Source organism: Variovorax sp. JS1663, from assembly GCF_002157355.1.
Lineage (GTDB): Bacteria > Pseudomonadota > Gammaproteobacteria > Burkholderiales > Burkholderiaceae_C > Variovorax.
In genome coordinates this window covers 19,330-42,702 of record NZ_LYMK01000036.1, presented here as the reverse complement: position 1 = coordinate 42,702, position 23,373 = coordinate 19,330, and the positions used below count along the sequence as shown (strand labels likewise).

Below are 23,373 nucleotides of genomic sequence, written 5' to 3'. Positions count from 1 at the left end.
GCGATGCAATTGTCAAAACGAGGGCCATGTCGAAGAATGGCGGATTCCCCCCGCCTAGCGAACCGGCCCAGGTTCGCCCCCTAACGGAGACACCCCCCGCATGGCCACCCCCGCCACTTCTTCTTCCGTTCCCGAACCCGTCCGCTTCGAGCGCCAGGCCGATGTGCTGGTCGTGACCATCGACAACCCGCCCGTCAATGCCCTGGGCGTGGACGTGCGCCGCGGCCTGGTCGCGGCCATCGACGCAGCCGAGGCGGACGGCGCCGTCGCCGCCGTGCTGCTGGCCGGCGCGGGCCGTGCCTTCATCGCCGGCGCGGACATCCGCGAATTCGGCAAGCCGCCGCAGCCGCCGTCGCTGCCCGAAGTCTGCGCGCGTGTCGAGAACTGCAGCAAGCCGGTGGTCGCGGCCATCCATGGCGCGGCGCTGGGCGGCGGGCTGGAAATCGCGCTCTCGGCCCACTACCGCCTGGCCGCGCCTTCCGCGAAGCTCGGCTTGCCCGAGGTGCAACTGGGCCTGATCCCCGGCTCCGGCGGCACGCAGCGCGCGCCCCGCCTGATCGGCGTGAAGGCCGCACTCGACCTGATGCTGAGCGGCCGCCACGCCGGCGCCAAGGAAGCGCTGGCCCTGGGCCTGGCCGATCGCCTGGGCGAAGGCGCCGATGCGCTGGCGGAAGGCCTGGCCTATGCGAAGGAACTGGTCGCGGCCAAGGCGCCGGTGCGCCGCACCCGCGATGCCGGCGCCGCGCTCGCTGACAAGGAAGCCCAGCGGGCCGCGCTCGAGGCGGCCCGCGCCGACACCGCGAAGAAGAGCCGCGGCCTGTTCTCCCCGATGAAGATCATCGAGGCCACCGAGGCCGCCCTCGATCAGCCCTTCGACGAGGGCATGGCGCTGGAGCGCAAGCTGTTCCTGCAGTGCATCGACAGCCCGCAGCGCGCCGGCCTGATCCATGCCTTCTTCGCCGAGCGCGAAGTGCTGAAGGCGCCCGAGACCAAGGCCGCGAAGCCGCGCGCCATCGAATCCTGCGGGATCGTCGGCGGCGGCACCATGGGCGCCGGCATCGCGGTGGCGATGCTCGACGCCGGCCTGCCGGTGACCATGATCGAGCGCGACGAGCCCAGCCTGGCGCGCGGCCGCGCGCACGTCGAGAAAGTTTACGACGGCCTGATCGCCAAGGGCCGCATGACGGCCGAGGCCAAGGCGGCGGTGATGGCGCGTTTCAGCGGCTCGACCGCCTACGACGCGCTGGCCGGGGTCGACCTGGTGGTCGAGGCCGTGTTCGAGGACATGGGCGTGAAGAAGGCCGTCTTCGCCGAGCTGGACCGCGTGTGCAAGAAGGGCGCGGTGCTGGCCACCAACACCTCCTACCTCGACATCGACGAAATCGCCGCGAGCATCTCACGCCCGGCCGACGTGCTGGGCCTGCACTTCTTCTCGCCGGCCAACATCATGAAGCTGCTGGAGATCGTGGTGCCGGCGAAGGTCAGCGCCGACGTGGTCGCCACCGGCTTCGAGCTGGCGAAGAAGCTGAAGAAGACGCCGGTGCGCGCCGGCGTGTGCGACGGCTTCATCGGCAACCGCATCCTCGCGGTGTACCGCCAGGCGGCCGACCACATGATGGAAGACGGCGCCTCGCCCTACCAGATCGACAAGGCGGTGCGCGAGTTCGGCTACCCGATGGGCCCCTTCCAGGTCTCGGACCTGGCCGGCGGCGACATCGGCTGGGCCACGCGCAAGCGCAAGGCCGCCACGCGTGACCCGAAGGCGCGCTACGTGCAGATCGCCGACCGCATCTGCGAGCGCGGCTGGTTCGGCCAGAAGACGGGCCGCGGCTACTACCTCTACCCCGAGGGCGCGCGCACCGGGTCGCCGGACCCGGAGGTCCTGGCCATCATCGACGCCGAGCGCCAGCGCGCCGGCATCACCCCGCGCCCCTTCACCGACGAGGAGATCATGCGCCGCTACATGGCCGCGATGATCAACGAGGGCGCCAACGTCGTGCACCAGCGCATCGCGCTGCGCCCGCTGGACGTGGACGTGACCTTCCTCTACGGCTACGGGTTCCCGCGCCACCGCGGCGGGCCGATGAAGTACGCCGACACGGTGGGCCTGCCCCAGGTGCTGGCCGACATCCGCGAGTTCGCCAAGGAAGACCCGCTGTTCTGGCAGCCCTCTCCGCTCCTGGTCGAGCTGGTGGAACGCGGCGCCGATTTCGCGAGCCTCAATCAGTCCGAGTAAATCGACCAGCAGGAGACACCCATGCGTGAAGCCGTCATCGTTTCCACCGCCCGCACGCCGCTGACCAAGGCACACCGCGGCGAGTTCAACATCACCCCCGGCCCGACGCTGGCCGCCTTCGCCGTCAAGGCGGCGGTGGAGCGCGCCGGCATCGACCCGGCGCTGATCGAGGACGCCATCCTCGGCTGCGGCTACCCCGAGGGCACCACCGGCCGCAACGTGGCGCGCCAGACGGTCGTGCGCGCCGGCCTGCCGATCACGATCGCCGGCACGACGGTCAACCGCTTCTGCGCCTCGGGCCTGCAGGCCATCGCGATGGCGGCGGGCCGCATCGTGCTCGAAGGCGTGCCGGCCATGATCGCGGGCGGCGTGGAGAGCATTTCGCAGATCCGCACGCGCAGCGCCACCGACAGCGGCGATTCGGGCATGGACCCGTGGATCGTCGAGCACAAGCCGCAGCTGTACCTGTCGATGATCGAAACCGCCGACATCGTCGCCAGGCGCTACGGCATCAGCCGCGAGGCACAGGACCGCTTCTCGGTCGAAAGCCAGCGCAAGACGGCGGAAGCGCAGCAGGCCGGCCGCTACAAGGACGAGATCGTGGCCTGCACGACCACCATGGCAGTGACCGACAAGGAAACCAAGCAGGTCAGCCACCGCGAAGTGACCATCGACCACGACACCTGCAACCGCGCCGGCACCACCTACGAGGCCCTGGCCAAGCTGGAGCCGGTGATGGGCGCCGACAAGTTCGTCACCGCCGGCAACTCCTCGCAGCTCTCCGATGGCGCCTCGGCCTGCGTGCTGATGGAAGCCAAGGAGGCCGAGCGCGCCAACCAGAAGCCCCTGGGCGCCTTCCGCGGCCTGGCGCTGGCCGGCTGCGAGCCGGACGAGATGGGCATCGGCCCGGTGTTCGCGGTGCCGAAACTGCTGGCGCGCCACGGCCTGAAGGTCGACGATATCGGCCTCTGGGAACTCAACGAGGCCTTTGCCTCGCAGTCCATCTACTGCCAGGAGAAGCTCGGCATTCCGTCCGAGCTGCTCAATGTCGACGGCGGCGCGATCTCCATCGGCCATCCCTTCGGCATGACGGGCGCGCGGCTCGCGGGCCACGTGCTGATCGAAGGCAAGCGGCGCGGCGCGAAGTACGCGGTCGTGACCATGTGCATCGCGGGCGGCATGGGCGCCGCCGGCCTGTTCGAAATCTTCTGAGGAGACCGGCGATGGATCTCAACTTCACCCCCGAAGAGCAGTCCTTCCGCGACGAGGTGCGCCAGTTCCTCGCCGAGAAGCTGCCCAAGCGCCTCTCCGACAAGGTGGCCACCGGCAAGCACCTGGGCAAGGACGACATGGCGCAATGGCACGCCATCCTCAACGAGCGTGGCTGGCTCGCCAACCACTGGCCGGAGCAGTACGGCGGACCGGGCTGGACGGCGATCGAGAAGTTCATCTTCGAGAACGAATGCGCGCTGGCCCATGCGCCGCGCATCGTGCCTTTCGGCGTGAACATGCTGGGGCCGGTGATGATCAAGTACGGCAGCGAGGAACAGAAGCAGCGCTGGCTGCCGCGCATCCTGGACGGCTCGGACTGGTGGTGCCAGGGCTACTCCGAGCCGGGCTCCGGCTCGGACCTGGCCTCGGTCAAGACCTCGGCCGTGCGCGGCATCGACGCCCAGGGTCCGCACTACATCGTCAACGGCCAGAAGACCTGGACCACACTGGGCCAGCACGCCAACATGATCTTCTGCCTGGTGCGCACCAACCGCGAGGCGAAGAAGCAGGAGGGCATCAGCTTCCTGCTGGTCGACATGAACTCGCCCGGCGTCGAGGTGCGGCCGATCATCACGCTGGACGGCGACCACGAGGTCAACGAAGTCTTCTTCTCCGACGTGCGCGTGCCGGCCGAGAACCTGGTCGGCGAGGAAGACAAGGGCTGGACCTGTGCCAAGTACCTGCTGACCTACGAGCGCACCAACATCGCGGGCGTGGGCTTCTCGGTGGCGGCGATGGAGCAGCTCAAGGCCATTGCCGCGAAGCAGACGAAGAACGGCAAGCCGCTCGCGGAAGACCCGGCCTTCGCCGCGCGCATGGCGCGGGTGGAGATCGACCTGGAGAACATGAAGACCACCAACCTGCGCGTGATCGCGGCGGTGGCCGGCGGCGGCGTGCCGGGCGCGGAGAGCTCGATGCTCAAGATCCGCGGGACCGAGATCCGGCAGGAGATCTCGTCGCTGATCCGGCGCGCCATGGGGCCCTATGCGCGGCCCTACGTCGAGGCCGCGCTCGAGGAAGGTTTCGACGGCGTGCCCTTCGGCCCGGCCGAGGCGGCGCCCGCCGCGGCCAAGTACTTCAACAACCGCAAGCTGTCGATCTTCGGCGGCTCGAATGAAATCCAGAAGAACATCATCTCCAAGATGATCCTGGGCCTCTGAGAGGAGACACGTCATGAACTTCGAACACACCGAAGACCGGCGCATGCTCGCGGACAGCCTGAACCGCTTCATCGCCGAGCAATATGCCTTCGAGGCGCGCGACAGGATCGCGAAGTCGGCCCAGGGCTACAGCACCGAGATCTGGCAGCAGTTCGCCGAACTGGGCGTGATCGGCGCCCTGTTCCGCGAGGAGGACGGCGGCTTCGGCGGCGGCGGCTTCGATGTCGCCGTCGTTTTCGAGGCGCTGGGCCGCGGCCTGGTGGTCGAGCCGATGCTGGGCGCGGTGATGGCCGGCGAGGCCATTGCCGCGGCGGGCAGCGATGCGCAGAAGGAACATCTCGCCGGCATCATCGCGGGCAGCACCATCGCCGCGCTGGCGCATGACGAGCCCGGCGCGCACTACGAGCTTGCGCATGTGCGGACGCGCGCCGAGCGCGACGGCACCGGCTGGCTGCTGAACGGCGCCAAGGCGGTGGTGCCGCAGGGCGAGCACGCCGACCTGATGGTGGTCTCGGCCCGCACATCGGGCGCGGACGACGACGAAGCGGGCATCTCGCTCTTCCTGGTGCCGGCGAAGACGAAAGGCGTTGAAGTGCGCGCCTGCCCCGCCATCGATGGCGGCCGCGTGGCCGAGGTCGTGTTCGACGGCGTGGCCCTTCCCGCCGACGCGCTGCTGGGCGCCGAAGACCATGGCCATGCGACGCTCGAGCGCGCCATCGGCCGCGGCATCCTCGCGCTGTGCGCCGAAAGCCTGGGCGCGATGGAAGCGGCGAAGACGGCAACGCTGGAATACCTGCGCACGCGCAAGCAGTTCGGCCAGCTGATCGGCAGTTTCCAGGCGCTGCAGCACCGCATGGCGGACCTGCTGCTGGAAGTGGAGCAGGCGCGCTCGGCGGTGATCAACGCCGCTGCCGCGATCGACGGCGGGGACCGCGTGGCGCGCGAGCGCGCGCTGTCGGCCGCCAAGGCCAGCATCGGCCGCATCGGCACGCTGGTGGCCGAGGAAAGCATCCAGATGCATGGTGGCATCGGCATGACCTGGGAGCTTCCGCTCGCTCACTATGCCAAGCGCCTGGTGATGATCGATCACCAGCTGGGCGACGAGGACCACCACCTGCAGCGCTTCGCCGCCCTCGGCCGGCAGGCCATGGCCGCCGCGCACTGAGGTCGTGACAACGGGCGATGCGGGCCCGCGCGCTCGCGGCGCGCATCGGCCCACGCCAGAATGAGGAGACTGTCCATGAGCACGAGCGAGACACGCGGCACGGCCGCGCCCTTCAGTGCGTCCTTCCCCATCCGCGGCATCGAGGACGTGCGCCGGCTCGAGCAGACGCCGCTGGCCGAGGCGCTGACGGTGCGCAGCACCTACGAGATCTTCCGCAACTCGGCCGCGGCCTTCGGCGACAAAACGGCGCTGACCTTCCTGCGCACCGGAGACCCGGCCGATGAGCCGATCCTCTGGACCTACTCGCAGCTGCTGGCGGGCATCCACCAGACCGCGAACCTGCTGCACACGCTGGGCGTGGGGCCGGACGATGCGGTGGCCATCCTCCTCCCGGGCTGCCTCGACAATCAACTGGCGCTGTGGGGCGGCAGTGCGGCCGGCATCGCGCAGCCGCTCAATCCGCTGCTCACCGACGAGAAACTGGTCTCGCTGATGACGGCCGGCCGCGCCAAGGTACTGATCGCATATGGCACGGACAACGATGGCGGCATGTGGTCCAAGGCGATGCGCCTGCGCGGCCAGGTGCCCACGCTGACCACCGTGCTGCGCGTGGCGCCGCACGACGAGGCGCCGGGTGCCGCAGGCGCGCTGCCCGAGGGCGTGCTCGACTTCGCCGCGGCGCGCGCGGCCGAGCCCGACGACCGCCTGGTGAGCGGTCGCGACATCCAGCCGACCGACATCGCCGCCTACTTCCATACCGGCGGCACCACCGGCGCGCCCAAGCTGGCGCGCCACAGCCATGGCGCCCAGGTCTTCACCGCCTTCGCCAGCGTGAACATGACCGGCCTGGGGCCGGGAGACACGACGATCAACGGCTACCCGCTGTTCCACGTGGCGGGCGTGCTGCCGGCCTCGCTGGCCGCGCTCTCGGCCGGCGTGAATGTGGTCATCCCCACCACCACGCTCCTGCGCAACAAGCAGGTGATGGCCAACTACTGGCGCTTGGTGGAGAAGTACCGTCCGACCACGCTGTCGGCCGTGCCCACGGTGCTGGCGGCGCTGGCCAACGTGCCGCTGGCTGGCGCCGACATCTCCTCCATCCGCTACTGCCGCACGGGCGCCGCCGTGCTGCCGCCCGAGCTGGCGGCGCGCTTCGAGCGGCTCTTCGGCCTGCATGTGCACGAGAGCCTGGGCATGACCGAGATGGCCGGCATCTCCACCATCACGCCGCCGGGCGTGATCGGCCCGCCCGGCTGCGTCGGCTTCCGGCTGCCGTATGTGCAGATCCGCATCGTGGCGCTGGATGCGAACGGCAACGCCAGCGACCGCGAGCTGCCGCCGGGCGAACAGGGCATGGTGCTGTTCAAGTCGCCCAACCTGTTCTCGGGCTTCGTCGACCCGGCCGACACGGCCAAGGCCTTCACCGCCGACGGCTGGCTGGCCACCGGCGACCTGGGCTGGATCGATGGCGAGGAGCGGCTCAACCTGAGCGGGCGCTCGAAGGACCTGATCATCCGCAGCGGCCACAACATCGACCCCAAGACCATCGAGGATGCGCTGGGCGCGCATCCCGCCGTGCAGCTGTGTGCCGCGGTCGGCCAGCCCGATGCCTATGCAGGCGAGCTCCCCGTGGCCTTCGCAACGCTGGTGCCCGGCATGAAGGCGAGCGAGGCCGAGTTGCTGGCCTTCACCGCCGCGCGCGTGGACGAGGCGCCGGCCAAGCCGAAGTCGGTGGTGGTGATCGAGCAGATGCCGATGACCAACGTCGGCAAGATCTACAAGCCCGAGCTGCGCGCCCTGGCCGCGCGCCGCGTGGCCGAGGCGCTGGTCGAGGAGGCCTGGGCCGACCTCGACCTGGGCCCTGCCGCGCGGCCCGCGGTGCAGCCCGAGGGCGAGAGCGCGCTGCGCATCGTCATCGATGCGGCGGCCGCCGGCCCGGCGGCGCAGGCGCTGCACGAGCGGCTGTCGCAGTCGATCGGCCGGCTGCCGTTCAAGTCCACGGTGGTCCTGCAGTAGGCCCCGTTACTCCCTTCCCGATGCATCCGGAGACAACCATGAGATTCGACCCGACCCGCCGCTCGCTCCTCGCCGCGGCCTTCGCCCTCGCCGCCGGAGCGCCCGCGCTCGCCCAGAACTACCCCAGCAAGCCCATCAAGATGGTCGTGCCCTTCGCCGCCGGCGGCGGCACCGACGTGCTGGCGCGCGTGCTCGCCGAGAAACTGTCGGCCAGCATGGGCCAGCCGGTGGTGATCGACAACAAGCCCGGCGCGGCCGGCATCATCGGTACCGACGCGGTCGCGAAGGCTGCGCCGGACGGCTACACCATCACGCTGTCGCTGTCGAACGCGCTCCTGACCAACCAGTTCCTCTACGAAAAGCTGCCCTACAACCCCGAGCGCGACCTCACCCTGGTCTACCAGGTGGCGATGGGCCCGCTGGTGCTGGTGACGCATCCCAGCGTGCCGGCCAAGACCGGGCCCGAGCTGCTCAAATACGTGGCGGCCAACAAGAGCAAGCTGGCCTACGGCTCCTACGGCCTGGGCGCCTACCCGCACCTGGCCGGCGCCCACATGAGCGCAACGCAGAACGCCGACATGAACCACGCGGCCTACAAGGGCGAGGCGCCGATGATCCAGGACCTGATCGGCGGCCAGATCCAGATGGCGTACGCCAGCGCGCTGCAGGCCAAGCCGCAGATCGAGGCCGGCAAGCTCAACGCGATCGGCGTGACCGGCGAGCGCCGCCTTTCCACGCTGCCCAACGTGCCCACGCTCGCAGAACAGGGCCTGAAGGACGACACCTATCGCCTGACCGGCTGGCTGGCGGTGGCGGTGCCGGCGAAGACGCCGGTGCCCATCGTCAAGCGCTTGGCCGACGAGATCCGCAAGGCCACGCAGCAGCCCGACGTGCAGCAGAAAGTGGCGGCCATGGGCTTCGAGCTGAAGGACAGCTCGCCCGAGGCCTTCGCCGCCGCGTACAAGAAGGAACGGCCGGCGTGGGAGCGGCTGATCAAGGAGACGGGTGTCAAGCTGGATTGACTTGTCGCGCTGACGCTTGACGGCCGGCCCAGCGGCGCGCCGGTCGATCTCCTGATGGGACGGCTTCGTGGGTAAGATGGAAGATCCTCACGCGCTCGCCGCGGCGACTCCACCCTCAACATGATCCACCGCCCGAGCGCCAGCCATGACCTCGCGGTTCTTGTCGGCCGCTTTCAGCCCTTCCACAATGCCCACCAGGTCCTGCTGCGCAGGGCCCTCGATGCGGCGCGCCACGTGGCGGTGGTGATCGGCTCGGCCTTCCAGGCGCGTTCGCCCAAGAATCCCTTCAGCTGGCAGGAGCGCGCGGACATGATCCGGCTGGCACTGGACGAGGCCGACCGTGCCCGGGTGCTGTTCGTGCCGATGCGCGACCACTTCGACGAGGAGCGCTGGTTCGTCGAGCTGCGCCTCGCCGTCGATGCGGCGCTGGCCCTTCAGGGCGTGGCATCTCCCGCGAGCACCGTGCTGGTCGGCCATGTCAAGGACGCCACGCGGGACTACCTGCACGGCTTCGACGGCTGGACGCTCCATGCCATCGAGCGCGTACACAGCGCGAGCGCGGCCACTGTCCGCGAGGCCCTTTTCAGCGGCGCGAAAGACGCACCGGAGGCGTTGTCACGCGCAGTCCCGGCCGGCACTCTGGGCTTCCTGCAATCATGGATGAAGACGCCGCATCATGCCGCGCTCGCCCAGGAATGGGAGATGCTGCGTCAGCACGATGCCTCCTGGTCGGTGGCGCCCTACCCGGTCGTTCTGGTCACGGTGGATTGCGTGGTCAGGTGCGGGGAGCATGTGCTGCTGATCCGCCGCGGCCACGCACCGGGCAAGGGCCTGCGTGCGGTGCCGGGCGGCTTCCTGGAACTGCGGGAAACGACACTGCAGTCCGCGCTGCGCGAGCTGGAGGAAGAGACGCATCTGGACCTGCCCCCGGCTGAACTTCTTGCCTGCCTGGCCAGCACCGAGGTCTTCGACCGCCCCGACCGAAGCCAGCGCGGCCGCACCATCACTCACGGTCATTTCTTCGATCTGGGTGATCGCCACCCGCCCGCCGTGCGTGCCGATGACGATGCCGCGGCCGCCGAGTGGATCCCGGTCCAGGCACTGACCAGCCTGGAGGACCAGCTCCTGGACGATCACTTCCAGATGCTCGACCACTTCCTGGGCCTGCTGCCCCGCCCTCCCATCGACGCCTGAAGCGCGCAGACGCGCCCGAGGCAGGAAGTCAGCCGCAGCGCGCCCCGACCACGCGGCCGTTCGGCTCGATGTCCACCATCAGGCGTGCGGCGTCATAGGGCAGCGGCGCGTCGGTCGGCAACGCGATGCGCGCCCGACGCGCGCCAGCACGCAGGCGCATTTCCTCCAGCAGGGGCAGGCTGGCACGCTGGCCCAGTCCGAATCGGATACGCGCCGCCGTGCAGCGCGCCGGCGCATCGACGAAGGCCGGTGGCGAAGGAGCATCCGATGAAAGAGGTCTCGGCTCGCCGCGGAACTGACAGGCGCCCAGCGCGGCCAATGACAGCAGGAACGGCGCCAGCCGAACCGAGCGGCCGCCAGCGCTCATGAGCGGTGCAACAGTGATTGAACGTCAGCGCATGCCGCCGTGCCGAGTGCGACTCCTTGACCATTCGGAGCACGCGCCCGACGGCGCACGTTCAGGACGACCACCGTCCACAGCACGCACTGGATGATGGCGGCATGAAGGGCCAGGACCAGGCCGTCCACGGCGGCAGCGCGCCCGCGGGCCAGAACCAGGATGAAGAGGAAAAGAGTGAGGCCGCAGAAGGGGCCGAGCCAGCCGCATCGACGTACATGCGCCAGTCGCAGAATCTGTGGCAGGTCCGGAAAGCGCCGAAGCCTCGCCCCCTGGGCTTCGGATTCCTGCAGAAAGGGCACGGAAAGAAAGCTGATGGCGATCAGCAGAAGAATGGCGTCCATGGCTCGTCCGGTTGGCTGAATGTGCGCGAATGATGTCCGGCGCTGCGCAAGCGCTCGATCTCTCGCGACAATTGACCAGATTCGATCGCCGTCGGGTTGTCAGCCGCGTCGACTCGTTCACGCAACGTTCGCCGCGGTGCAGCAGAAGCTGCTCCGGCAAGGCCGCCTGTAGGCCGGGGACCACGCACGGGGATTGCCTTTTCCGGCAGGAAGGACCCCGAGATGGCAACTAAGCTGTGCTCAACGCCATCGGAAAAAGGTTCGTGATTTCCGTTGGCATCCCGACAGCGACGAACGCCACTGTTTCCTCCTCCCCGGCGCCCTTGGCGCCGTTGCACAGCGCCCTTCGGGGCGCTGTTTTTTTGGGCCGGCGTTCAGTGAGTCTCGTGCCACAGGACCTGCACGTCCGCATGCAGCGACAGCGCCCAAGCCCGCCGGTCCCGTCCCCAGGATGCCTGCGGCTCGCCGAAGTGCACGATCGCCAGCAGCGGCGGCGCCTTCAGCACTCGCCAGAGCGACACCCACAGGTTGTCCGCCCCGATGTAACGCGGCGCAAGACTGGTGGCGCCGCTGGCCGCATCGGCAAAGCGCAGTGCCGCTGGCTGAACCGGCGCGCCGGATGAAATGGCCGCCTGAAGCAGATTGGCATGGAAGGGCAACAAGGTGCTGCCGTCGCCGGTGGTGCCCTCTGGAAAGACCGCGATCACGTCGCCCTTGCCCAGCGCCTCGGTCATGTGGTGCACCACGCGCAGCGCGTCGCGGCGCCGCTCGCGCTCGATGTAGAGCGAACCAGCGCCGTTGGACAGCGTCCCGATCAGCGGCCAGCGCTGCACGTTCGCCTTGGAGACGAAGCGCACGTGCCGCGCTGCGTGGATGGTGAGGATGTCCAGCCATGACACATGGTTGCTCACCATGAGCACAGGCCCCTGCGCGGGCGGTGTGCCACGCACCTCCAGGCGGATGCCCATGAGCGTGAGCATCTGCTGCGCCCATTCCTGCACATGCTGCTCACGCTCGGCCTGGGAAAGCTTCGGGAACTTGGTGCGGATGGTCCACCAGCCGGCATGCGCATGGGCCAGGGCGCGCAGCAGTTTGAGAAAAGCAGACAAGGACTGCATCGGCGGCGCGCGCGGCCTCAGCCGTGGACGAGCCGGCCACCAACCAGCGTATGCCTGGCCCGCCCCCGGAGGGCGTAGCCGCCGAAGGGCGTGTGCTTGCCCTGGCTGCGTAGCGCCTCGGGCTGCACCTGCCATTCGATGGCGGGATCTGCCACGCAGAGATCGGCCGCCGCACCCGGCGCCAGGCGGCCCGCCTCGGCAGCGCCGATCAGCCGCGCCGGCGCGGCGCTCACCACCTCGATCGCACGCATGATGCCTGCGCCGCTCTGCTCGCCCCACTGCAGGGCCAGCGGCAGCAGCAGTTCGAGACCGCTGGCGCCGGGCTCGCTCTCGGCGAAGGGCAGGGTCTTGGCGTCGGCTTCCACCGGGGTGTGGTCCGACACCAGCGCGTCGATGGTGCCGTCGGCCAGCGCGGCCGAGAGCGCATCGCGGTCGCGCTGCTGCCGCAGCGGCGGGTTGAGCCTTGCGCGGCTGTCGAAGTAGCCGATGTCGGTGTCTGCCAGGTGCAGCGAGTTGATGCTGACGTCGCAGGACAGCGGCAAGCCCTCGGCCTTGGCCGCGCGCACCAGTGCGACGCCGGCCGCGCTCGACAGGCGGCACAAGTGGACGCGCGCGCCCGTGCTGCGCATCAGTTCGATCATGGTGAAGACCGCGATCGTTTCGGCCGCCACCGGCACGCCGGACAGGCCCAGGCGCGTGGCGAGCGGGCCGCTGGCCGCCACGCCCTGCCCCAGGTCGCGGTCCTGCGGCCGCAGCCACACGGTGTAGCCGAAGGTGCTGGCGTAGAGCAGCGCGCGCTGCAAGACCTGGGTGTTGGACAGCGGCACGTCGGCCTGGCTGAAGCCGATGCAGCCGGCCTCTGTGAGCTCGGCCATTTCCGTGAGCACCTCGCCCTTCAGGCTGCGCGTCAGCGCGCCCAGCGGGAAGAGGCGCGCGGCCTGCATCTTCTCGGCGCGGAACTTGAGCATCTCGACCAGGCCGGGCTCGTCGAGCACCGGGTCGGTGTCGGGTGGGCAGACCAGGCTGGTCACGCCGCCGGCGACGGCCGCGGCCATCTCGCTTTCCAGCATGCCCTCGTGCTCGTAGCCGGGCTCGCGCAGGCGGGCGGCCAGGTCGACCAGGCCGGGAAGGACGAGGCAGCCCGAGGCATCGAGGGTGCGGTCGGCGTTGAAATCGGCGGGCATATCGCCGATGGCGAGCAGCTTGCCGTCTGCAACGGCCACATCGGCCTGCCTGTCGAGGCTGGACGCTGGATCGATGACGCGGCCGTGGGTGATCAGGATTCTCATGCTTCGTTTCCAGCGACGATGCTCATCACGGCCATGCGCACGGCGATGCCGAAGGTGACCTGCGGCAGGATCACGCTCTGCTGCCCGTCGACCACCGCCGAGTCGATCTCGACCCCGCGATTGATGGGCCCCGGATGCATCACGATCGCGTCGGGCTTGGCCAGTTGCAGCTTCTGCGGCGTGAGGCCATAGGTCTTGAAGAACTCCTGCGACGAAGGCAGCAACGCCCCGCTCATGCGCTCGTTCTGCAGGCGCAGCATGATGATGACGTCGCAGTCCTTGATGCCCTCCTCGAGCGAGTGGCACACGCGCACGCCCATCTGCGCCATGTCGCCGGGCACCAGGGTCTTGGGCCCGACCACGCGCACCTCGGCGCAGCCCAGGGTAGTGAGGCCGTGGATGTCGGAGCGCGCCACACGCGAATGCAGCACGTCGCCGACGATCGCCACCGTGAGGTTGGAAAAGTCCTTCTTGTAGTGGCGGATCGTGTACATGTCGAGCAGCCCCTGCGTCGGGTGCGCATGGCGGCCGTCGCCTGCGTTCACCACGTGCACGTGGGGCGCCACGTGCTGGGCGATCAGGTAGGGCGCGCCCGACTCGCTGTGCCGCACCACGAACAGGTCTGCCGCCATCGCGCTCAGGTTGGCGATGGTGTCGAGCAGCGACTCGCCCTTGCTCGCAGAGGAGCGCGCAATGTCGAGGTTGATCACGTCCGCGGACAGCCGCTTGGCCGCGATCTCGAAGGTGGTGCGGGTGCGCGTCGAGTTCTCGAAGAAAAGGTTGAACACGCTCTTGCCGCGCAGGAGCGGCACCTTCTTGACCTCGCGGTCGCTCACGCTGGTGAAGTTGGCCGCCGTGTCGAGGATCTGCGTGAGGATGGCCTTGGGCAGGCCCTCGATGGACAGGAGGTGGATCAGCTCGCCGTTCTTGTTGAGCTGGGGGTTGCGCTTGTAGAGCATCAGGACTCCCGCCGGGCCGCCCCAAGGGAGGCCTGCGCCCCCTCGGGGGGCAGCGAATACACGAAGTGATGAGCGTGGGGGCTGTTCATCAGGCTTGCTCCACCTGGAAGCTGAAGACGCCCTGGGCATCACGTGCGAGGGCGAACGACTGGGACGCCGGCAGCTCGAGCCGGGCCGCGGCGAAATCCGCCGCCACCGGCAGCTCGCGACCGCCGCGGTCGACCATGACCGCGAGCCGCACGCAGCCGGGACGGCCGAAGTCGAACAGCTCGTTGAGCACGGCGCGGATGGTGCGGCCGGTGTAGAGCACGTCGTCCAGCAGCAGCACGTCGGCACCGTTCACGTCGAAGGGCAGCGAGGTCTGTGCGCTGGCGGCCAGCCCGCGGCGCGCGAAGTCGTCGCGGTGCATGGCAGAGGAAATGATGCCGGGCGCGCCGGGCAGGCCCAGGTCTTTCTGCAGGCGCTCGACCAGCCAGGCACCACCGGAGGTCACGCCCACCAGGCGCGTATCCTGATGTATCAAGGCTTTCACGCCGCGCAGCAGTTCGAGGTAGAGCGCTTCGGCGTCGGGGATGGCAGTCACGGGAGACTCCTCAGAAATTGTTCAAGAATGATGCAGGCCGATGCGGCATCGGCATCGCGTGCGCCGCCGGCCAGCGCCTCGGTCGTGCTGTAGCGCTCGTCGACCTCGTAGACGGGCAGGCCGAATCGCCCTTTCAGCTGGCGGGCGAAGCGCTGAGCGGCACGGGTGTTGTCGTGCGCGGCGCCGTCGGGATGGTATGGAACGCCCACCACCAGCGCATCGGGCTGCCACTCGCGGATACGGGCCTCGACCTGCGCGAAACGCGCGTCGCCCTCGGCCCGGATGGTGGGCTGCGGCGTCGCGCTGCGCAGCAGCCGGTTGCCGCTGGCCACGCCGGTGCGCTTCTGCCCGAAGTCGAAGGCCAGGAAGCTTTGGAAGTGGGAAGGAACGGAAGCAGGAGGGGCAGCGCTGTCGGGCATTGCCGGAGTCTCATGCATGCCCTGCTTCGGGCGACAGCGTCCAGGCCTGCAGGCCCAGCAGCGACAGCGCCTTGTCATAGCGCTGCTCGATGGGGGTGTCGAAGATCACGGCCGGATCGGCGCCCACGGTGAGCCAGCTGTTCTCGGCCAGCTCGGATTCGAGCTGGCCCTCGCCCCAGGCGGCATAGCCGAGCGAGACCAGCACCTTGCGCGGGCCGGCGCCGGTGGCCAGGGCCTCCAGCACGTCCTTGGAGGTGGTCATCTCCAGGCCGCCGGGGATGGTCATGGTGGAGGCGTAGACCGACTCATTGGGCTTCTCGCCTTCCCCGAACACCGGCTCGTGCAGGACGAAGCCGCGCTCGGTCTGCACGGGACCGCCCTGGAACACCGGCGCACTGCCGAGTTCGGGGCGCGTGAGGCGAAGCTCGATCTTCTCGAACAGCACGCCGAGGTTGATGTCGCTGGGCTTGTTGATCACCAGGCCGAGCGCACCGCGCTCGCTGTGCTCGCAGAGATAGACCACGCTGCGGCTGAAGGCCTTGTCCGTCAGACCCGGCATCGCAATCAGGAAATGATGCGTGAGGTTCATCGGGGCAGAATCGGAAGCCATGCCGCCGATTTTACTGGCCGTCGACAAGACCTACGCCAAGGGCCTGATGTGGTTCCGCCGCGACCTGCGGGTGGATGACAACGCGGCGCTCTACCACGCACTGCGCGCCTGCCGGCAGGTGGTGTGCGTGTTCGTCTTCGACCGGGCCATCCTCGACGATCTGCCGCGGGCGGACCGGCGCGTGGAGTTCATTCGCGAGTCGCTGGTCGAACTGGAGGCCGAACTGCGCACCCTGGGCGGCGGGCTGGTCGTGCGGCACGCGGTGGCGCAGGACGAGATCGCCCCGTTGGCACGCGCCCTGGAGGTCCAGGCCGTGTTCGCCAACCGTGACGACGAGCCGCAGGCGCTGGAACGCGATGCCAAGGTGCTGGGCGCGCTGGCCAACGGCGGCATCAGCTTCCACACCTACAAGGACCAGGCCGTCTTCGATCGCGACGAGCTACTGACGAAGACGGGTCAGCCCTACACCGTCTTCAGCGCCTACCGGCGCGCCTGGCTGGCGAAGGTGGACGCCTTCTACCTGAAGGCCTACCCGGTCCGCGGCCACGCCGACGCCCTGGCGCCGCCGCCCGCCGACCATCGTTCGCCGGTGCCGGCGCTGGCCGACATCGGCTTCGAGAAGAGCAATCTCGGCGAACTGGAGATGCCGACCGGCAGCCAGGGCGGTGCAGCCCTCTTCGAGGACTTCTTCGAGCGCATCGAGCGCTACGACGAGACGCGCAACTACCCCGCCGTGCGCGGGCCCAGCTATCTCGGGGTGCACCTGCGCTTCGGCACCGTCTCGGTGCGGCAGATGGCGGGCGTGGCCCACCAGCTTGCGCTGCAGGGCGACGAGGGCGCTTCCACCTGGCTGGGCGAGCTGATCTGGCGCGACTTCTTCTTCCAGGTGCTGGCCCACCACCCGCAGGTCGCCGAGGGCAAGAGCTTCCGGCCCGAATACGACCGGATCCAGTGGCACCACGGCAAACACGCCGACATGCTCTTCGAGGCCTGGTGCGAGGGACGCACCGGCTACCCGCTCGTGGATGCGGCGATGGCGCAGATCAACCAGAGCGGCTACATGCACAACCGCCTGCGCATGGTGGTGGCCAGCTTTCTCTGCAAGGACCTGGGCCTGGACTGGCGGCGCGGCGAACGCTATTTCGCACTGCAGCTCAACGACTTCGAGCTGTCGTCGAACAACGGCAACTGGCAGTGGGCAAGTTCCAGCGGCTGCGACGCACAGCCCTTCTTCCGGATCTTCAACCCGATCACGCAGAGCGAGCGCTTCGATCCCGAGGGGAAGTTCATCCGCCGCTACCTGCCACAGCTCGCGAAGCTGTCGAACACGAGCATCCATGCACCCTGGACCGCGACGCCGGTGGAGCTGGAAGCGGCGGACGTGCGGCTGGGCGACAACTATCCCGAGCCCATCGTCGACCACGCCGATGCGCGGGAGCGCACCCTGCAGCGCTATGCCGTGGTGCGCGAGCCGGCGCGTGTGAAGAAGGGCCGGGCCTGAGCCCCCGCCCGGCCGTTCCGAAGGGGGCTCGTACCGCAGCCGAAGGCGAAGGTATCCGATGAGTGGACAAGCCCTCAGGCCGCCATGGCCTGCGGGGTCTCGGCGCTGGCGTAGTGCCGCACCAGCCGCAGCAGCTCTTCCTCCGAATAGGGCTTGCCGAGGTAATGGTTGACGCCCAGTGCGCGCGCATGGTCGTGGTGCTTCTCGGCGATGCGCGAGGTGATCATGATGATCGGCAGGTCGGCCAGCGAGGCGTCGGCCCGGATGTTGCGCGCCAGGTCGAAGCCGTCCATGCGCGGCATCTCGATGTCCGAGAGCACCACCGTCGGACGCTCCTGCTGCAGGCGCTCCAGCGCCTGCAGGCCGTCGGCCGCCAGCGCGACGCGGTAGCCCTCGCGCTGCAGCAGCCGCTGGGTGACCCGGCGCACGGTGATCGAATCGTCGACCACCAGCACCAGCGGAATCTGCGGCGGCGCCTGGACGGCCGGCGTGTCGGTGCCGCGCACGGCGGCCATCGCCGCCACGGCGCCGGCCTGGAGCTGGCGTGCCTGCTCGCCATGCACCGCGGCCAGCGCCACGGGGTTGTAGATCAGCGCGACCGCGCCTGAAGCCAGCACCGAGATGCCGGCCATGCCTGGCAGCCGCGACAGCTGCGGCCCCAGGTTCTTGACCACCACTTCCTGGTTGCCGAGCACTTCGTCCACGTGCAGGGCCACCCGCTGGGCCGCGCTTCGCACGATCACGACGGTGTTGGTCTTGCCCGCCCCGCGGTCGCTGCGCGCGGACGACTGCAGCAGCGCACCGGCCCAGAAGAAGGGCACCTGCTCGCCGCCGAAGGCATAACGCTGGCTCTGGTAAGCGGCGTCGAGCTCGGAGCCGCTGGCACGCTGGACCAGTTCCACCAGGTTGGAGGGCACGCCCACGGAGTTGGCGCCGGCGCGCAGCATAACCACGTGCGTCACCGCGGTGGTCAGCGGCAGCACCAGCTTGAATTCGGTGCCCTCGCCCGCCTTGCTTCGGGTCTCGATGCGGCCACCGAGCGCGGCGACCTGCGCGCGCACCACGTCCATGCCGATCCCACGGCCTGCGAGCTCCGAGACCTGCTCGGCCGTGGAGAAGCCGGGCGTGAAGATCAGCTCGGCCGCCTCGGCCTCGCTCGGCTGGTGACCGGCGGCGACCAAGCCGAGCGCGCGTGCCCGTTCGACGATGCGCGCATGGTTGAGCCCGGCGCCGTCGTCGCGGAAGCTGACCGAGACGTCGTTGCCCTCGTGATGCAGCTCGATAGCGATCAGGCCGCTGGCGTCCTTGCCGGCCTGCTCGCGCGCCTGCGCGTCCTCGATGCCATGCGCCACGCAGTTGCGCAGCAGGTGCTCGAAGGCCGGCGTCATGCGGTCCAGCACGCCGCGGTCCATCTCGATGGTGCCGCCGACGATGTCCAGGCGCACCTGCTTGCCGGTGTCCTTGGAGGCCTGTCGCACCACACGGTAGAGGCGCTCGGAAATCCCTTCGAACTCCACCATGCGCGTGCGCAGCAGGCCACGCTGGAGTTCGCGCGTCTGGCGCGCCTGGGCGCTCAGGTCGTCCTCGGTGGCCTGCACGGTCTTCTGCAGCGTGCGCTGCACCGTCGCCACGTCGTTGACCGACTCGGCCATCATGCGGGTGAGTTCCTGCACCCGCGTGAAGCGGTCGAACTCGAGCGGATCGAAGGCCTGCGCCGAATCCTTGGCCTGGGCCAGGCGCGACTGCATCTGGCTCTCGGCCTGCACTTCGATGTCGCGCAGTTGCTGGCGCAGGCGGTCCAGGTTGCCGGTGAGGTCGTGCAGTGAGCCACGCAGCTGGCTGAGCTCAGCCTCCAGCCGCGAGCGCGTGATGATCACCTCGCCAGCCTGCGCCACAAGGCGATCGAGGAGATGGGTGCGGATGCGCACCGCCTGACTGGCGATCGGACGCAGCGGCGTAAGTGCCGAAGGAGAAGGCAGTGCCACGGCTGGGCGCTGCGGTGCCTCGCCCTCCTGCGCGGCGGCGGGAGCCTCCACGGCGTCAGCGTCCACCTGGGACACGGACGCTTCTTCGATTTGTGGCTCCGCGGCAGCCGCCGGCGCGGGTGCGACAACACGCTGTGCCAGTTCGGCCTGCATGGCGTCGTCCGCCACCCGCAGCGCGTCGAAGGTGGCCTGCAGCGCGTCGAAACGCGTCAGGAGCTGCTCGACGGCGCCACGGTCCGCGCCCGGCGCGGCGATCGCTTCGATCTCCGACTCCATGCGGTGCGCGCGCTCGCCCAGGCGCATGGCGCCGGCCAGGCGGGCACTGCCCTTGAGGGTGTGCAGGGTGCGCAGCGTCGAGGCGCGCGGTGCCGGGTCATCCGGGTGCTGCGACCACTCGCGCAGCGCGGCGCCGAGCTGGGGCAGCAGTTCGGCCGCCTCCTCCTCGAACACCGGGAACAGGTCGACGTCGACCGCATCGGTCACGTCGATCGCATCTTCGCTCTCGTCGAGCGCCACATCGGCCCCGCCGAAGCGCTGCAGCGGCGCAGCGCCTGCGGCGGTCACCTCACCGGCCTCGGCGGGCATCGGCGACTCCGCGACCTCGCGCAAGGCCTGCAGTGTCGCGACGGCGGGCTCCTTGAGGAAGCCGGCCGCGAACTGGTGCAGCAGGCGCCGCAGTTCCTCGGCCGCGGCCACCAGCACCGCGCCCTGCGCCGGCGTGCCGCGGCCCTGCATGTGCAAGTGCTGCAGCGCGGCCTCGAAGGAGCGGGCCATGTCCGACAGGCCCTGGAAACCGACCGTTGCCGAGCTGCCGGCGAGCGAGTGGGCCAGGTTGATGGTCGATTCCGGCACCCGCTGCTGCGACTCGAGCGCCCATTCGCCCACTTCGTTGGCGAGCTGCCGCGACCATTCGTCGGCTTCAACCAGGTAGACGTTGTAGAGCGCGATGCCAATGCGCAGCGGGCCGATCACCTTGACCTGGTCCTCCGCGCCAGGCACGGCTGGGCGCTCGGCAAGCGCCGTGGCGACGGGCTCGGGAATCGCCCCGGGCAGCTCGGGCTCGAACTCGGGCAGAGCCTCGGCGGGCGCAGCCTCCGCAGCCTCGACGGCCTGCACTGCGACGTGTTCCTCCGGAGGAAGCTGCTCGGCCTGCGGCTCGGCGACGGCTTCCGGCTCCAGCGCCGACTCCGATCGCAACTCCAGCGAAAACTCGGGAAGAGGTTCCGCAAGCGCGGGCCCCTCCTGCGACTCGGCCTTCAACAAGGGCGAGGGAAGCGCGTCGGGCTCCGGCTCTGCGACCGGCAGAGAGAGGGCGGGTTCGATCGCCACGTGGGCTGTCTCGAGGAAGTCCACCTCTTCCAGCTCGGCCGGCAGCAACGGCTCCTCCGGCTGGGGCTTGGGTCGGGCCTCGAAATCGAGGAAATCGGTAATGGCGAATTCGTCGTCGACGACGGCGGGCTCGGGCGTCGTGGGAAGCGGCTGTGTGGCCGGCGCCGTCGGCGCTGCCGCATCCGGCACGTCGAAGGAGAGGGGACCCAGCTCCAGGTCGGGCAGGTCAGGCAGCGGCAAAGGCTGCGGCTCGGGCACCGCCACGGGCTCGGGCTCGGGTTCCGCCACGGCCTCGGTGATGGATTCCTCGGCTGCGATGTGGCGCGCAGCCGCAACCAGCGCATCGGCATCGGCCACCGGCGCCGGCGGCGCGATCGGCTCGCCGGTGCGCAGGGCTTCCGCCACGCTGCGGAAGGGGGCCGACTGCCAGCCGTGCGGCTCGTTGCCGGCAATGGCTTCGACCCACTTGGCGAAATCGGTCAGCGCGCGGCGCGTGCCGGCGAGCAGCTCCGGCGTGGCAGGGCGCTGGTCGGCCAGCCAGGTGTTGAGCACCTGCTCGAAGGACCAGGCGGCCTCGCCGAAATCCATCAGCCCGACCATGCGCGAGCTGCCCTTGAGGGTATGGAAGGCACGGCGCAGGACGGTCAGCTCGCCGTTGTCGTCCGGACGCGCGCCCAGCGCCGAGACAGCTGCCAGGCCGTTGTGGAGCACCTCGCGCGCCTCGTCGAGGAAGATGTTCTGGAGGTCGTCTTCCTCCAGCTCCCGCACTTCGGTGTCGGGCAGGGCCTCCAGGGGGGCGGGGCCGGTGATCTTGGCGGTCCAGCTCGCAGCCGGGCGGCTGACCTCCTCGATGGGAGGTGGCGGCGCCTTGCGCGCCGGTGTCGCGAGCGCGGCGAGCTTGGCCGCGATCTGGGCATCGACCTCTTCGACGCTGAGCACCGTCTCGGTGACCGAGACCGGTCCGGAGGCCGCGGCAAAGGATGCCGAGGGCACCGCCGCGTCGGATGCAGCCGCTTCGGCGGCTTGGCGACCCATCAGCGGCTTGAGTTCGCCGGCCTCGGCGTCGAACACGAACAGGCGCTTGGCCAGGGCCGGCTGGTAGCTCAGCATGTCGATCAGAAAGCCCAGCGCGCCCAGGTTGTTGCCGAGCGCATCGAAGTCCTTCGCGTCGGTCGCGGACGGCTCCTCGGCGAGCAGGCGATCGACGTTGTCCCGCATGCGCTGCACGGTCTGCGCAGCCTGGTCGAGCCCGAGCACGGAGAACACGCCCTTCATCTGCAGCAGCTGCGTGGGCACCGCGCGCAGCAGGCCCTTCTCGCTGGGACGGCGGAAGAACTGGTCGAGCGATTTCTCGAGCTCGCCCAGGTGGCTGCGCAGCTCGCCGACCACAGTGCCCATGGTCTGGCGGTCGCTCACGCGGCGGTAGAGCTCCTCCATCCAGGGCTCCAGCGGCTCCGAGCGGCCGCCGTCGCGCGCGCGCTCGATGCGGCCGGCCAGCTGAACGGTGCGGGCGGTCAACTGCCGGTCGTGCGGATCGAGATCTTCGAAGGCGGCCTCAAGGTAGAGGACGGAGGTCGCGACTTCCATCGCGAGTTCAGTGCCCGGCGGGCGGCCCGAGCGCATCGAGGCATCGACGGCGTTGTTCAGCGCCTGCACCATCGGCTGGCTCGGCGGATGCAGCCTCTGCAGCGACTCACCCAGCTGGGCGAAGGTGTCGGCCACCTGGCGCGTGCGCGAGACGTCGCCGCCCGACAGGGCCGACCACATCTCCTTGGCGGTCTCGATGCGCTTGCGCGCCTGCGTCAGCACCTGCGGGTCGAAGCGCCCGAACTGCTCGATCGTGTAGTCGACCTTCTGCTCGTTGACCACGCCCCAGGCCACGCGCACCGCGCGCAGGGTGGTGGCCTCGTCGCGGGGACCGGGCACGGCCTGTGCGCAGAAGAACAGCAGATCCTGGCCCAGGCGGTCGGAGACGGTGTTGTCGCCGCGCGCCAGGGTCGCGTATTGCAGCAGCACGCGCGAGGCGGCGCGCTTGACGTGGGCGTCGGCGGGGATCAGCGCCAGCGCCAGCGCCTCGAAGAAACCGGCCGCCAGCGTCCAGAAGCTGGCCACCCGCGGCACCGAGGCGCCGCGGCCCAGGCTCAGGCACAAGGCCTGAAGGCGCCGCGCCGCATGGTCGTCGCCGTTCTTGACGATCTTGAGAACTTCACGGTCCAGCTTGGAGCGCACCGCCGGGTCGTACACCATCGCGGTCTGCGTGGGCGCGGGCTTGATCTCGGCCCAGCGCCAGTTCATGTCCCAGAGGTCGGCCGGATGGACCCGCTCGTTGCCCACCAGCTCCAGCACGTCGCGGTACTGCGGGAAAAGCGCCACCGAGGACACGGTCTTGCCTGCCAGCAAAGCATTGAGGAAATCGGCGACCGCGAAGCCTGCGCGGTCGATCTTCTGCGCCGCCGCGTCGGTGCAGCGCACCGGTTCTGCGACGAAGCTCTGCACTGCGAATTCCATCGCTCCGAGCACCAGCGCGGGCGCCGAGTGTCCCACCATCTGCAGCGCGCCCACCGCCTGGTGCAGCTGCTGCCGGGCCAGGCGCAGCGGCGCGGTGTCCGGCTCGCTGCCTCCGGACTCGCGGGCGAAGCGCTTCAGCGTCTTGCTCGCGTTGTCGAGCGACTTCTGGATTTCTCCGAGCACCCAGGCCAGCGGCCCGAGATCTTCATGCACCGGCGCGTGACCGGCTCGGGGGGCGGTTGCGGGGCTTTGGGTCGACACGTTGG

At 69.6% G+C, this 23,373-nt stretch carries 17 protein-coding genes; 8 read left to right on the top strand and 9 right to left on the bottom strand.

The window, feature by feature from the left end; genetic code table 11:
- Nucleotides 1-100 precede the first annotated feature (100 nt).
- The 7 genes from A8M77_RS25235 (at nt 101) to A8M77_RS25205 (ending at nt 10,065) form a co-directional block, all read left to right on the top strand.
- Nucleotides 101-2,236: a 3-hydroxyacyl-CoA dehydrogenase NAD-binding domain-containing protein gene (locus A8M77_RS25235; RefSeq protein WP_086924264.1), complete on the top strand. Its 2,136-nt coding sequence runs from the start codon at nt 101-103 to the stop codon at nt 2,234-2,236.
- A 21-nt stretch (nt 2,237-2,257) separates the two neighbouring features.
- Nucleotides 2,258-3,448: an acetyl-CoA C-acyltransferase gene (locus tag A8M77_RS25230; protein ID WP_086924263.1), complete on the top strand. Its 1,191-nt coding sequence runs from the start codon at nt 2,258-2,260 to the stop codon at nt 3,446-3,448.
- An 11-nt stretch (nt 3,449-3,459) separates the two neighbouring features.
- Nucleotides 3,460-4,668 (top strand): acyl-CoA dehydrogenase family protein, encoded by a 1,209-nt coding sequence (locus tag A8M77_RS25225; protein ID WP_086924262.1) that lies wholly within the window; start codon nt 3,460-3,462, stop codon nt 4,666-4,668.
- Nucleotides 4,669-4,681: 13 nt separating this feature from the next.
- A complete protein-coding gene (locus tag A8M77_RS25220; RefSeq protein ID WP_086924261.1) occupies nt 4,682-5,833 on the top strand; it encodes an acyl-CoA dehydrogenase family protein in 1,152 nt (383 codons plus the stop codon).
- 75 nt (nt 5,834-5,908) lie between these two features.
- A complete protein-coding gene (locus tag A8M77_RS25215) occupies nt 5,909-7,849 on the top strand; it encodes an acyl-CoA synthetase (RefSeq protein ID WP_086924260.1) in 1,941 nt (646 codons plus the stop codon).
- Nucleotides 7,850-7,887: 38 nt separating this feature from the next.
- Entirely contained in the window at nt 7,888-8,871 is a 984-nt protein-coding gene (locus A8M77_RS25210) for a Bug family tripartite tricarboxylate transporter substrate binding protein (RefSeq protein ID WP_086924259.1), read from the top strand.
- A gap of 120 nt (nt 8,872-8,991) precedes the next feature.
- On the top strand, nt 8,992-10,065 hold the full coding sequence (locus A8M77_RS25205; protein ID WP_086924258.1) for an NUDIX domain-containing protein: 1,074 nt from the start codon (nt 8,992-8,994) through the stop codon (nt 10,063-10,065).
- Between the two features lie 28 nt (nt 10,066-10,093).
- Here A8M77_RS25205 and A8M77_RS25200 read toward each other — a convergent pair whose 3' ends face one another.
- From A8M77_RS25200 to A8M77_RS25165, 8 genes are all read right to left on the bottom strand, one after another.
- Nucleotides 10,094-10,432: an I78 family peptidase inhibitor gene (locus A8M77_RS25200; protein ID WP_086924257.1), complete on the bottom strand. Its 339-nt coding sequence runs from the start codon at nt 10,430-10,432 to the stop codon at nt 10,094-10,096.
- Nucleotides 10,429-10,806 carry a hypothetical protein gene (locus tag A8M77_RS25195; protein ID WP_086924256.1) on the bottom strand — a complete coding sequence of 126 codons (378 nt, stop codon included), beginning with the start codon at nt 10,804-10,806 and terminating at the stop codon, nt 10,429-10,431. The genes A8M77_RS25200 and A8M77_RS25195 overlap by 4 nt, the downstream gene beginning before the upstream one ends.
- A gap of 374 nt (nt 10,807-11,180) precedes the next feature.
- Nucleotides 11,181-11,924, bottom strand: a complete 744-nt coding sequence (locus A8M77_RS25190) for a lysophospholipid acyltransferase family protein (protein ID WP_086924255.1) — start codon at nt 11,922-11,924, stop codon at nt 11,181-11,183.
- A gap of 17 nt (nt 11,925-11,941) precedes the next feature.
- Nucleotides 11,942-13,213 (bottom strand): dihydroorotase, encoded by a 1,272-nt coding sequence (locus tag A8M77_RS25185; protein ID WP_086924254.1) that lies wholly within the window; start codon nt 13,211-13,213, stop codon nt 11,942-11,944.
- Entirely contained in the window at nt 13,210-14,172 is a 963-nt protein-coding gene (locus tag A8M77_RS25180) for an aspartate carbamoyltransferase catalytic subunit (RefSeq protein WP_086924253.1), read from the bottom strand. The genes A8M77_RS25185 and A8M77_RS25180 overlap by 4 nt, the downstream gene beginning before the upstream one ends.
- A gap of 88 nt (nt 14,173-14,260) precedes the next feature.
- A complete protein-coding gene (gene pyrR / locus A8M77_RS25175) occupies nt 14,261-14,755 on the bottom strand; it encodes a bifunctional pyr operon transcriptional regulator/uracil phosphoribosyltransferase PyrR (RefSeq protein ID WP_086924252.1) in 495 nt (164 codons plus the stop codon).
- Nucleotides 14,752-15,174 (bottom strand): Holliday junction resolvase RuvX, encoded by a 423-nt coding sequence (gene ruvX, locus A8M77_RS25170; protein ID WP_086924251.1) that lies wholly within the window; start codon nt 15,172-15,174, stop codon nt 14,752-14,754. Before ruvX ends, pyrR begins: the two co-directional genes overlap by 4 nt.
- A gap of 10 nt (nt 15,175-15,184) precedes the next feature.
- Nucleotides 15,185-15,784, bottom strand: coding sequence for a YqgE/AlgH family protein (locus tag A8M77_RS25165; protein WP_086924250.1), 600 nt, complete (start codon nt 15,782-15,784; stop codon nt 15,185-15,187).
- Here A8M77_RS25165 and A8M77_RS25160 point away from each other — a divergent pair.
- A complete protein-coding gene (locus A8M77_RS25160; protein WP_086924249.1) occupies nt 15,783-17,285 on the top strand; it encodes a cryptochrome/photolyase family protein in 1,503 nt (500 codons plus the stop codon). The genes A8M77_RS25165 and A8M77_RS25160 overlap by 2 nt on opposite strands.
- A gap of 74 nt (nt 17,286-17,359) precedes the next feature.
- Here A8M77_RS25160 and A8M77_RS25155 read toward each other — a convergent pair whose 3' ends face one another.
- Entirely contained in the window at nt 17,360-23,368 is a 6,009-nt protein-coding gene (locus tag A8M77_RS25155; RefSeq protein WP_086924248.1) for a hybrid sensor histidine kinase/response regulator, read from the bottom strand.
- Nucleotides 23,369-23,373 lie beyond the last annotated feature (5 nt).